The sequence below is a fragment of the Shewanella kaireitica genome (assembly GCF_023284045.1).
GTDB classification, from domain to species: Bacteria; Pseudomonadota; Gammaproteobacteria; order Enterobacterales; family Shewanellaceae; genus Shewanella; species Shewanella kaireitica.
In genome coordinates this window covers 59,322-71,888 of the sequence record NZ_JAKIKQ010000020.1, presented here as the reverse complement: position 1 = coordinate 71,888, position 12,567 = coordinate 59,322, and the positions used below count along the sequence as shown (strand labels likewise).

Annotated in this window: 7 protein-coding genes; 3 read left to right on the top strand and 4 right to left on the bottom strand. The window is 44.6% G+C overall.

Features of this window, described 5'->3' with window-relative positions; genetic code table 11:
• Positions 1–179: 179 nt before the first annotated feature.
• On the top strand, positions 180–629 hold the full coding sequence (locus L2730_RS19100) for a DUF6491 family protein (protein WP_248976051.1): 450 nt from the start codon (positions 180–182) through the stop codon (positions 627–629).
• Positions 630–706: 77 nt separating this feature from the next.
• On the opposite strand, the gene L2730_RS19095 is transcribed toward L2730_RS19100, so the two are convergent.
• The 3 genes from L2730_RS19095 to L2730_RS19085 form a co-directional block, all read right to left on the bottom strand.
• Positions 707–1,354 carry a hypothetical protein gene (locus L2730_RS19095; RefSeq protein ID WP_248976050.1) on the bottom strand — a complete coding sequence of 216 codons (648 nt, stop codon included), beginning with the start codon at positions 1,352–1,354 and terminating at the stop codon, positions 707–709.
• Positions 1,355–1,422: 68 nt separating this feature from the next.
• On the bottom strand, positions 1,423–2,130 hold the full coding sequence (locus tag L2730_RS19090) for a HupE/UreJ family protein (RefSeq protein ID WP_248976049.1): 708 nt from the start codon (positions 2,128–2,130) through the stop codon (positions 1,423–1,425).
• Between the two features lie 108 nt (positions 2,131–2,238).
• Positions 2,239–2,589, bottom strand: a complete 351-nt coding sequence (locus L2730_RS19085) for a hypothetical protein (protein ID WP_248976048.1) — start codon at positions 2,587–2,589, stop codon at positions 2,239–2,241.
• A 728-nt stretch (positions 2,590–3,317) separates the two neighbouring features.
• Here L2730_RS19085 and L2730_RS19080 point away from each other — a divergent pair.
• Positions 3,318–3,857 carry an outer membrane beta-barrel protein gene (locus tag L2730_RS19080; RefSeq protein ID WP_248976047.1) on the top strand — a complete coding sequence of 180 codons (540 nt, stop codon included), beginning with the start codon at positions 3,318–3,320 and terminating at the stop codon, positions 3,855–3,857.
• Positions 3,858–4,223: 366 nt separating this feature from the next.
• Here the strand turns inward: L2730_RS19080 and L2730_RS19075 are convergent, their stop codons facing one another.
• Positions 4,224–8,057, bottom strand: coding sequence for a S8 family serine peptidase (locus L2730_RS19075; protein ID WP_248976046.1), 3,834 nt, complete (start codon positions 8,055–8,057; stop codon positions 4,224–4,226).
• A gap of 675 nt (positions 8,058–8,732) precedes the next feature.
• Between L2730_RS19075 and L2730_RS19070 the strand changes: the two genes are divergently transcribed.
• Positions 8,733–12,383, top strand: a complete 3,651-nt coding sequence (locus tag L2730_RS19070; RefSeq protein ID WP_248976045.1) for a S8 family serine peptidase — start codon at positions 8,733–8,735, stop codon at positions 12,381–12,383.
• Positions 12,384–12,567: the final 184 nt, after the last annotated feature.

Sequence of the window (12,567 nt, the reverse complement as noted above, 5' to 3'; positions counted from 1 at the left end):
TATTATAAGAATGCCGCTTTATCGCGGCATTTTTTATGGGTGTTATTTAAGCCATATTCTGTACTTTATCGTGCTATTGATACAGAGTTGATGAGAGACTAATTAGTTCACTGATTAATGATATTTGCAGGTGAGTTGTTTGCTGCTAGATTTAAGGTATTAGCACTAAGGAGATAATAATGAAAATATGGAATATCGTGATACTTAGTTCTGCACTTATTTTAGCTGGCTGCACGTCAACGGAAACGGCAACGGAGCGTGATGCACAGTATACTTTTCCTGAATTGGAGCAGGTTTATTCTATCGATAATTTTAGAATGGATGGTTGGGAAGAGGTCGATAAATATACCGTAGTCGTTAATTCTAGACCGCGAGAAAGTTACTTGTTCGTGCTCAGCGGTGGCTTGAACGATTTGCGATTTGCACAAGGCTTGCTGATCACATCAACCTTAGGCAAAGTTGAAGTCGGCTTCGATACCGTATCAACTCCGCAAGAGCCAATGATGAAGGCGCAGATAAAGCGAATATATCGCTTAAAAGATAAAGCCGAAAAAGAAGCGATAAAACAGAAGATTATTGCGTTTTCTGACGTTGAAGATACAGATACTGACAACAAGTCTACTCAGTAACCCATTTTGACAAATCATAATGAAAGCCCGCAACGTACTCAATCGTAGCGGGCTTTTTTTGTGCTTAAAATGTGTGACTAGCCTTTAATTAGATAAGCACCTTTGGTTGCAAGTGTCACCGTGATTGGCTCGCTGGTTTTATTCTTCCAGTACCAACCATGTGCACCTGCAAACGGTGTGGTTAGTGTGCCTTGCATTTGATCGGACGTGGTAATTGCAAAGCTTTCATAGAACCCTGTTTTATCACCTTGTGGCTCGCCGTGAAAATCAAAGTAAAGTTCGCTGCCATCGGTGCGCCATTCATACTCCAGATGTTCTCCTTCATTGAGCAGCAACTTGTACTCTAGCCCTTTCCCCGCTGGTATTAGAATATCGACGCTGTCTTGACGCAGTCCTACAACCTTAGCTCTAATTTCTTTGATTTCGGCAACGGTAGGCGCTGTATTGATGATAATGCTGTCTGCACTTGCCATCACGCTTGGTAGTGGCTGATTGCTGGATAAACTGGCATCTGCAGCAGTGGCTATTTTGGTTAAGCCGAGAGACTTTCCGATACCCGTTGGGTCGATATTGTACTCAGCCGGTAATATCGCGATCACTAGCACTACCGCCGCAATAACGGTCGCAGCAATGCTGGCTTTTAATAGTGTGGCATTAGAGTGAACTGGTATATCAATAGTGTTACTCATTGAATGTTGTACTTGTTTTTGTGTTTTATTTGTCATTGTATTTCCTAAAATTATTTATCTATGCATCGCTTCTAGCTAAGTTGCGGCAATGAGTTATGTCTGAATTAACTGATGAAATAGCCGCTAAGCTGATAGCCGACGAGCATTAACCCGCCACTCATAAGTAAGGTATTTGCTGCGGTTGAAAACTGCAGAAAGCTTTTATGTCTCCGCCAGAAACTCATCAAGATAAGCACCATACCTAGCGCTAAGAATTGGCCGATTTCGACGCCGACATTAAAGGCGATGATGTTCGCCATCAGCCCCTCTTGTGGTAGCTGAAACTCTTGGATCTTGGTGGCCAAACCAAAGCCGTGAAACAAGCCAAAGATTGCCACTGCGACTTTGGTGTTGGGCTGGTAACCGAATATACGCTGAAAGCCGCCCAAGTTATCAAACCCCTTGTAGACAATTGAAAACCCGATGATGGCATCAATAATATAGGGGTTAACTTGGATGTCATTGAAGACGCCATATAGCAAGGTAATGCTATGGCCTAGGGTGAATAGGCTGACATATAACAACACATCTTTGGTGCGATAAAGGAAGAAAATTACCCCGACTAAAAACAGTAGATGGTCGTAGCCGGTGACCATATGTTTAGCGCCGATATAGATAAAGGGCAGAATTGATACCCCTTGATTTGCGGCTAGAAATTGCTTAGTACTCTCATCCACGCCGTGGGCAAACAGAGAGAAAGAGGTAAATAACCCTAAAAAAATCACCAATAGCCGAAGAGTCTTCGCCATTGGATTAGCCAGAGATTGGCTCATTATAAATACTCCAATTATTTTTTGATTATGCACAGCTATTTCAGCCTGAATCGCTCAGAGCCTACTGTGCATTAATAGTTTTGCGCTGATTAGCGCAGTAAAAAATAATTAGCTGTGTGGAGGTGGGTTAGGTGGTGCGTATCTATCATTTCTAAACAGCACATCAGCATCATTAATAGTGCCAGTTTGGTAAAACTCGCTGTCAAAGCGTGACTCTACGGGCGGATGCGATGGTGTGTGTGAATGATTGTTGTGGTCATGTTCACTTGTGTCGGTTATTAAAGCTGTTGAGCTTTCGATAAGATCGACAATAGACTCGGTGGCATTAAAAGACACTGACAGTGGATCATCATGAGAGTGGACTGCATTGTGGGCAGATTCATGACTATGGTGGTGACTGACGCTGCTCCCCATTGGGTGTTTACCATTAGGGTATTGCACCGAATAGGCTGAGCTCATTACAAAAAACTGACACAGCAACAGCATTAGCATAATGGCTAATGTCTTTGTTGATTGCTGCTGAGGCGCATTGAACCGCCTTGCCTGTATTTTTGTTTTATTGATGGCTTTTATCTTCAATTCTTAGGGGCTGTTGATCTTTCACGGTTGTTTTTGCCGCAGTTTATTGGCTATTTTGACAAGGCGGAGGCTATGCCGTTTAGTTATTCTCCACAAATAGTCTACAACACAGTAAAAATAGCCAAGAAACGCTGCCCTTTGGGTTCGATTCAATGCTCCTATTCTTTTATGACTAGAATGTGTTATAAGCTTTTTCACTTAGCCAGCTAAGCTTTATCGCTCAAGCCTTGTATTAGAAGCATTGCATTTGAACAAAAACTAAGCTCGAAAGATCAACAGCCCATAGTAACGGCAATGATTAAATCAGATTGATAGCCAAACTGCCAGAGCTTCTATTTCTGACATGCAATTTATCCATTAAAAATTGTTCAACTTTATAGCTGTTTTAGCTACTAAGCGGTGAAACATTTCTCGATATAAAGCTTCCCCACTAAGACAAGCTGCCGCAATTCCCAGTCTCTTTTTACAAGGTTTACTTACGGAGTTTTGTCTCGTAATTCGATACAAACTGGCTGGCTATAGGCACTTTTTCATTGAATAACCAAAGGGTAATCTAGCTACAACGTCGAAAATGACATTAAGCAGATTAATCATGAGTGAGGTTTGTTATGAAAATTAAAACAATGCTAACTGGTGTTTTATGTTCAGGTTTACTCGCCAGCAGCGTAAATGCTGCAGAAGTTGAGTTTTTTGTTGGTGCTGCGGCGGGTTATCAAACTGATAGCGTCGATGGCAAAATTAGCCATGATACCGAAGACGTTTCATGGCAGGGGCGTGTCGGTGTATTGATTGAGAAACAACATCGGATTACCGGTACTTTCGGTTATATGGAGGATGAATTCTCGCAAGCAAGTATCGATTATAAGCAGGAGCAATATAGCTGGCTGCTGTCTTATGACTACCTGATGCCAGTGCATAAAGACGTTAATCTTTTTGCTGGTGTTTCAGTGGGGGCTAATGACAATAAGATCGCTGGCCGTGCCGATACCGACGTGGCTTGGGGAGGGCAAGTGGGTGTGCAGTATAAGTGGAGCGAACATCTCTCATCAGACTTGGGTTACCGCTACCTAGAGCAAGATTATGAACGCCATGGGATCACTATCGATAATAGTCAGCAGGTTTATTTAACCTTAGATTACAAATTCTAGTGTGATTTGTTATTGGCAGAAAAAAGCCGACTGCAGTGCAGTCGGCAAAAGTATGAATACCAATCAGTCTAAGAAGTTGATCTACTCAGAGTGTTTTTGACGAGCTTATTCGTTGCCGAAGTCGGTGGCAAAAAACGCTCCTTACAGGCGAGCTTTAGCGGCTTTGATGCTGCGTTAATGAGCTTGAACGTAGAGCAACTATGCCCTTCACTCATTAACTTACCTCAAAACCGCTCAACTCTCGCTGAGCGATCAAATCTTTACACTGATTGGTATAACCCTAAAAGATCCTGTGTGAGCGATCCTAATTGACAAGAAACCTTAATGTTGGGCGTTGTCACTGCAAACCAACGCCCGGTCTTACAGCTAAGTTGACGACTTCTTTGCGCGACGACGTAAACCTAATGCTCCCAATAACAGAACTGATAAGCCCATAGCACCACCGCTAGAGTCACTTGGTGCTGGTGCTGGGACGACATCTGCTTTAACGGCAATGCTGGCTGTGGCTGCAACCGCTGTTTTAGTACCGTTACTGACTGTTAGCTCAAGCTCTACTGTGCTATCAGTTTCAACATCCGGCAAGGTCACTGCGATATCCACTCCTGTTGCATCATCTATGGTGACATCTGGCCCTGAGGTCTGCGTCCAAGCATAGCTGAGCGTATCGGTATTATTTGGTGCGGTACTGTCACTGGCTGATAGATTAACCACAGTTTGTTCATTGGCATTGATGGTTGTTACTGATTCACCATTAATCTTGGCGACAGGAATACCCTCTAGCTGCACCGGCGTGAGCGCCTCAGTAAAGCTGACACTATTTACAGTATGGCTTACTTCGAAGTTTAGCTCGGTCGACATCACTACATCGCTAGTCGCTAGCGTTAGTAGGATTACCTGAGCATCGCTGTTGGCCGCTTGAGTAATCTGCCAAGCGATGTTTTGGCCATCGACAATACCGTCGTGAGAGTCACTTTCAATTGTTAGCCCAGCAGGGATAGCAGTTTGTATGTCAAATACCCTCTCCTCATCGCTAGCGTTTGCGGTTAACTCTAGGCTAAGTGTTAACGTGTCACCAGTATTCACCAATTCACTATCGACGGTACTAGTCAGATAGGTGGCGTGTCGATAAAGCTCAATTGGCATCAAACCAATGTTGTTTGCGGCATCAACCCCGGTACCAATTTCAAGCGCTGTGACATATAAGGTATCGGCTTTAAGCTCTTTATCCCAGTTAAGCACTAGACCGACATCTTCATTGGCCTCAACTTGCGTACTAAAGTCTGCGGTCACACTTGAATCATCTTTATCGATAATTGCAAGTTCAATGGTGACATTGTCAATGGTATCTGAAGGTGCTGATGTATCACCAAAATTGTGTACCGCAACATAGTAACTGCCTGGTTGTGGATCGTTGACTTCACAATTTTCATAAGCCGTTTCTGTTGCACTCATACAAAGGAACTCGGCCATCTCATAATAGTCATCTGGCTTACCGTTATAGTTAGCATCTCGGCCGATATAGAGATCGAGATCTGGCGAGCTAGTCTCCTTAATACGAGCGACGATTCGCTTAGTATTTGGTGTGACGTTGATAAGCATCGAGTGAAAGTAGTTGCTGTCATTATAGACATTTGTTGGCCAACTATTGTCATCGCTATCATCGCGAGGGATGTTTGCTTCAATGACTTCGACTTCAGCTAACTCAAACACGGCAACTTGTAGATCGCTAGTGCCGACGGTCGTAACACCCTCAATAGCGATGCTGCCCTGATTTTTACTCGTTTCTAGGTAGGTTTCTGCTGGGAAACTCCCCGCCACAAAAGTACCTATGACGGGCATCGCCGAGCGGGTGAGGCTAGCATCTGCCGGCGTGAGTAATAATCTGCCCATACCGTACTCTGAGTTGAAGCCGCTTGAAATTGTCGCTGTGACATCAAGCGTTATGCTCTCGCCCGCTGCAAGGGTAAAACTGCTGGGTGATGAGCTTACGGTTAATCCATCAACACTTGCATCACCTGAGGCGGTCCAAGTTGAAGCCGATGTTGCGGTGAAAGTTCGCGTCCAGCTACAGCTGATCATACAGTCACTCTGCACCGCCGATGGCATGTTCATCTCTTCTGGTTTACCGCCAATATCAGGATTTGCATCCATATATTCTTGGTAAGTCACATCCATAATCAAGCCGGTATTGAGAGCGTTAGCGATACGAATACTACCGGCACCAGAATCGAAGAAGTCTGATGGTGTAACACCGTCATCTTTACGAGTTTCAAATACCGCGCTTAACATTAATGCAGATTGAAGTTCGGCAGGAGTCCAGTCTGGTTTCAGGGCGGTAATTAGGGCCATCGCTCCAGCTACGTGCGGACTAGACATTGAGGTGCCGTCCATGAAGGTATAAGGAGATTCAGTCTTTTCTTCGCGCCAAGGTTGGTATTCGGAGTTCGCGGCATAAATTGCCACACCCGGAGCGGCAACATGCGGAGTCAACCAGCGGTTCATAATGGGCTCTGGGCCACGGGATGTAAACCAAGCAGCGATATCTGCATTATCAGGGTTACTCTCCATTACTGAGTCACCAATTGTTGCCACGTGATCCGTACCGCTTGAAAGCCAAGCTGTAAGCTCACTGCCTTGAGCGGCATCAAGATGAATTGCAGGCAATACATGGAAGTCAGCATCGACGGTCTCTGAACCACCATCGGTATTGATTAAAATTAATCCTCCAGCACCGCCAGCTAAGACATTGCTGCCTTTTGAGACGCGAGCAATTTCACCGCGCTGACAGACAACGATTTCACCGTTAAAGGTGTCAGCTTCAAAAGGCTCAAGGCAATCGGCATCGCCAAAGTCAGCAGCATTGACCACATTGGCAGTGAACCCCTTAGTGGCGCCTAATCCGTTCAAACTTGCTAGTGCGCTATCGCCACCGCTAAAACTAACATCTTTATCGCTAAAGCCACGATCATGGGTATAGGCCGCAACGGTTGTGATCCAAGGCGCATTACCTGGAGAACCAACTGTTTCAGGCTCTGGACCAGAGTTGCCAGCAGAAGTGGCTACATGAATGCCAGCTTCACGAGCAGATAGAAATGCTAATGCATCGGTATCATACCAAGGGTTGCTCGCGCCGCCACCTACTGAGTAGTTGAGTACTTGCACGCCATTTTCAATGGCATGTTCAACGGCTAAAGCTGTGACATCTGTCCAACAGCCAGCATCAGCGGCACATACTTGGTAAGAGACGATGTTAGCGTGTGGTGCTACGCCGCTTATTTGCCCGAAAGTGAAATCAGCCTCATCGCCCATCACGTTGTAGATAGGGACATTCTTAACTACATTACCTGCTGTTGTGGAAGCCGTGTGCGAGCCGTGGCCGTTATGGTCTATACCAATAACATCATCACCTTCCGGTATGTAGTCGGCGAGTACACCATCATTAGCCCAGATACCAATCAGTTTGTCATTACAATAATGGGCGAGTTCCGAGTCGGCACAATGACCAAGGTAGACGCCTTCGCCGAGTGGATTTGTATGATCGTAGCCATCGCCACCAATATCGGCAAAGGATGGATTAAAAGCACTGATCCCTGTATCGAGAATACCGACTATGACGCCTTCACCTTTACTTGCCATTCCTGTTGCGCTGCCATCCCAAGCAGAAGGGGCTTGAATGTGTTTAGGGCCAGAGTCAGTCATTAGGTGACGACGCTGTACTTTCTGGACAGCCTTAACACCTGCCACACCTTGGAGTGTTACAGCTTCCTCTTCACTTAATTGAGTACTAAATCCATTAAGTGCAATTTGGTAATCGCTCTCAACGGTCAGCTGTCTTTTCAAGCTGGTTTGTGCACGTTGTAAGGTTGAGTTAGTTTGCTCTGCCAAGTACTTGAGGTAGCTTTGGCTTGCAGAGCTTTGCACATCTAGCGTGCCGTTGTCTTTGCGTTTATTGCCGGGATTGCTAAGCAGGCTGGTGGCCTTAAGGCTTGCAATTTCACCTTTATAGGTTGCTAACGGTTGGTCATCGAGTAATACCATGTAGAGGTTATCAGTATTACGCTTGCTTGCTTGTAGCTTATTGCTGCGCTGACCCGAGTCAGCGTCTAAGCCACGGCTGTCAACCATATTAGCCTGAGATACAGGGCTTAATACTATGCTGAGAGCCACTGCTATGAGGCTTTTCTTATATGTTAATTTCACCTGGTCTTCCTCGTTTTCTGTCTTTGTAATTATTTTTAGTATTTTTCTGTTGTTGCAGATGGCAGCGAACAGAAAATAGGTAGGAGTTGTTAATTCGACGTAAACTTGATACCCCATCGAAACCCTACTGAGCAAACCTCAGACTACTATTCGACTTCACTTATCCTTCATTTCTTTTTCAATTACTTTTAAAACAATGGTTTGCTGGTTGTTTTTGTATCTGGATGTATCGCTGTTTTTTGATTTTTATGCAGGATTCACTCCTGTAAAAGCGTTGGCTTAAGGAGAAGAGTAATTGTGTTTATCTTTGGTTAAGCCGTTGTTTTATACGCGAATGCTTTTGGCTTTTCTCGCTGCTATCTCTAAAGGCGTTTGTGCAACAAGGCAAACTTGTCGATTTGACAAGTTAAAAGCAGGCATTTTTAGTTAATGAGAGAGCTAAGCTACAAACTCAGTGGTTATTTAACTTATTGTATTTAAAGTAAATGAAGATAAATAGAAAGAGAAAAGAAACAAAATGAAAGCCCTAGCGCTTGTTGTTTGTGTGCATTTATCAGAAAACCATAGTCGAGAAAGTTAATGGGTTGTTAGCCGGGTGTAGCGATGTAACTGGTTAGTCATAAACCAATCGACCGAAACAATAAAAATAATGTCGCAACTTATTAGGGAAAGAATATGTCATTTAAAAAGTCTAAATTGGCAACATGCATAGCATTAGCAGCGATGGTGCCAGTTTCAACCGTAGTCGCACAGTCTACTGATACAATGTCTGCCTATAGTGCTCAAGCTAAACAAGATCAGGCGGTGGTTATTAATGTGTATCTTGATGATGTGGGTTCACTGACTAAAGCTACGATTAATAATAAGAAAAAATTTACTGCTAACCTCAAGCAAATAGAAGCTAAGCAAAAAACAGTACTTGCCAGTATTACGGCTTTAGATGGCAACATCAAAGTGCTGCCAGGTGCAAAAATATTTGGCAACTTTGTTCGTGTAAAAGCTGATGCTTCTTATATTAATAAGATAAAGAGTATTGCAGGTGTTAAAACTGTCTTTGCAGAAGCTACAACAGCTGTCACACCCGCAAATGCGATGAACAAGCCTGTGACACGATCGGTATCATCAGCTACAAAAGCTCCGGCGTTAGTCGATGATATGACTGCAGGCGAAGGCGTTAAAGTTGCCATTATTGGTTCGGGTGTGGACTACACTCACGTTGGACTTGGTGGCAGTGGAGAAGCGGAAGCTTATGGCCAAGCAATGGAAAATGCGCTCAATGCATTTGACGGTTTCCCTACTGATGTTGTCGTCGAAGGAATGGATTTAAGCAGCGATGCAGGTTGGGGTTTAGATCCAAATCCAATTGATCAGAATATCTACTTCACCCGAGATTATGACGGTGCAACTCATAATACCGGTCATGGTACTCGTCTTGCCAGTGTGGTTCATGCATTAGCACCAGGGGCAAAAATAGCCGCCTATAAAACCTCTAACGTTTCAGATCCATACGGCAATGGATATAGCTTAAGTGGAGAAACTAGCAGCACATTTATGCTGGCTTTAGAGTATGCACTTGACCCAAATCAAGATGGCAGTTTTGATGACCGAGCAGATATCATCTTGGTTGATGCTTTTGGCGGAAGTGCATTTTATGCTCCATCAGATAACGGCATTTCAGGAGCGGTCGCTGAGGCGCATGCTATTGAGATGGCTTCCGGATTGGGCGCACTTGTGGTAGTGAATGCAGGTACAGGTGGAGAGTGGTTTGATAACCGCTTTAACATGACTTGGCGTGGCGCCGCTCCAAGCGCATTAACCGTTGGCGGTATGTCAGCAGATGCTGACGGCAATATGATGGTAACGGAAATTACTCCCCATGGTCCTGTGCGTGGAGCCAATGGTTTCTCAAAGCCTGACATGGTGAGCTACGCTGAGAATATTGATGTTGCGGTAGTTGGTGGTGGCACTCAAACTGACGTGGAATCAACAACCGTTATGGCGGCTGCACGAACAGCGGCAGCGGCAGCGATACTAAAATCAAAGCGCCCTGAACTCTCTATGGTAGAAGTTAAGGCGTTATTGATGAACACTGCAGATAACAATGTAATGAACCTTGCTAGTGAGCAGGGGGATTTGACCCTGATTGGTAATGGAGTAGAAAACATTGAAGCAGCAAATAACTCTTCAGTGGTTGCATGGGAAAAGAATAGCTACCAGCCAAACTTAAGCTTCGGTTTCGAAGAGGGTGTTGGAGTACAGCGCTTTGTGAAAGAGGTGCAGCTAAAGAACTTATCGCAAGATACCGTTACTTATAACGTTGCTATTAATTCAATGGGTAAAGGGGGTGATGCAGCGTTGGTTTGGGATATACCTACAAGCGTTAGTGTTCCTGCAGGGCAAACGGTTATCTTCCCTGTGGTACTCGAGATTGATTTTACTAAGCTAGATAACTGGCCGATAAAAATGGCGAGCGACCTTACCTCTGAAAACTGGTCAAAGGTTGAGCTTTCTGGGCAGCTACAGCTTACTGCTGACGAGAAGCCTGCTGTGAACATGAGTTGGCTAATCAAGCCGAGAGCTGGAACTTCAATCACTCGTGACTTTGGCTCATTTACAGAGGAGTTTGGTACAGAGCTGAGCAATAAGTTTAGCGCGGAAGGGGGAGCTTATATTCAAGAGTTTACCAATACCAGCCCTACCGAAACTACCTTTGCCGTATTTCCTGCGATGCACCATCAAAAGCAGCTTCCTGAAGGAAAAGAAAAAACCCAAGGCAATATGCCAAATGCTGTGGGTGGCGGGATCTATGAGGAAGCCATGTGTTCTACAGGTAAAAAGTTAGTCGTGGCAGGACGATTCTTTAAACCCAATGATGCCGGAATGGCTAACCATTTTGATAAAGGTGGTGCAGCGTTAATTTGGTGGAACGTTTTCCAAGAACAGTTTGTGCTGGATAACGAATTTGATAAAGCGGTTAATGGCGAACCTAATGCTTGGGACGAAGCGAACCAAATGGTTATGAGCGGTTTTATTGAGCCTGATGAGAATGGTTCGCCAGAATCTTGGTTCATTGATTACAACCAAGAGTACGATTGGACACAGCCTCGCAAGCGTTACACCAAATCAAAACTACCGACTTATATGACAGGACATGGGAAAAACTTTGTTTCTCAGTACTGTCTGGAAGATCTGTACCACGGCGAAGCGATGGACAGTGTCGAAGAGTTTGATCAAAACCATGGTTGGCTCTTTGCTACTGACCGCGATGCGATTGCGAATCTTGGTGAGCCAATGATCCAGTTTAATCCGGTTAAGTACGGCAAAGTACAGAAAGAGTCTTACTTTGATTGGTTCACAGGTGAGATAAGAGAAGTTGAATCGAAAAGTGGTGGGCTGCCGTTGTTCTCGCGTTTAGTCGAAGAGGGAGAAACTAAAGAATATAGTCCGATGCTTACCTTGGCTGCAGGGGAAACAGCTGAGCTTGCAATGGCAAACTCGTGTGACTTTAGCTTTAATATTGGCGGCGGTGGCGGTTGTGATAACCATGGCATGATGTTACTTAGCCTTGAAGATAATTGGGGGATGATCTCGCCTTTTGGTCAAGGTAACTACTCACTCGTGGCTCATCCGCTGGATGGCCAAAGCCACAGCGTAGATGAAGATGCTGAAATGGGCGCGGTAGTGGCGACAGTTGAGTTAGATTCAGAAACTTTCTTTGCTGGCGCTGATTTTGATTCTGACTGGTCTCCATACACGTTAAGCCTTGTGAACGCTATTCCTGGTGAGCCTTTCACACTGAGTGCGAGTGGCGAGATCACTGTCAATAACTCTGAGGCTCTAGACTACGATGCGGGTCATATGAGCTATAACCTTGAAGTTATTGGTCGCCAAGGTAACTCATACACAGCAGTCGCCAATGTTCATATTAATATAACGAACGTTAATGACATTGCGCCAGCACTTGTAGGTGAAATACCTGCAGTGTCAATGGAGGAGACTGGGACTATTGAAGTTGATGCTTCTATGTACTTTTCTGAGCTTGAAGGTGATGCATTGACTTACACTGCAACGGGTTTACCGGATGGTATGAGCATAGACAGCGTAAGCGGTATGATCTCTGGTAGCGCGGCTTCAGGTGCGGCGGGCGAATATACTGTCATGGTGACAGCTGACGACTCGGTAAATAAAACTGCAGCCAGCTTTGTGGTGACACTCAACGCTCCTGCTGTTAAAGAGCCAGTAAGTGTAGATAACGGTGGTAGTTTAGGTGTTGGATTACTTAGCTTGTTTGCATTGCTAGGTCTGCGCCGAAAAGCACGCCGTTAAGGAAAGCATAATCTAACTGATATTTGTCGTTAGTTAAAAGAGAGCACATTAGTGCTCTCTTTTTTTATGGCCAATGTACAATTTGATACAGCTAAAACGAATCATAGATGAAATAAATTCAAGTGGCTGATTCTTAGTGATTAAATTTGAATGCATTAATTAATAGTACTTTCATTTATGTGAT

What these genes read in the sequence shown, in the direction of transcription:
- L2730_RS19080 (WP_248976047.1), top strand. Translation starts at nt 3,318, where the DNA reads ATGAAAATTAAAACAATGCTAACTGGTGTTTTATGTTCAGGTTTACTC.
- L2730_RS19100 (WP_248976051.1), top strand. Translation starts at nt 180, where the DNA reads ATGAAAATATGGAATATCGTGATACTTAGTTCTGCACTTATTTTAGCT.
- L2730_RS19090 (WP_248976049.1), bottom strand. Translation starts at nt 2,130, where the DNA reads ATGAGCCAATCTCTGGCTAATCCAATGGCGAAGACTCTTCGGCTATTG.
- L2730_RS19070 (WP_248976045.1), top strand. Translation starts at nt 8,733, where the DNA reads ATGTCATTTAAAAAGTCTAAATTGGCAACATGCATAGCATTAGCAGCG.
- L2730_RS19085 (WP_248976048.1), bottom strand. Translation starts at nt 2,589, where the DNA reads ATGAGCTCAGCCTATTCGGTGCAATACCCTAATGGTAAACACCCAATG.
- L2730_RS19095 (WP_248976050.1), bottom strand. Translation starts at nt 1,354, where the DNA reads ATGACAAATAAAACACAAAAACAAGTACAACATTCAATGAGTAACACT.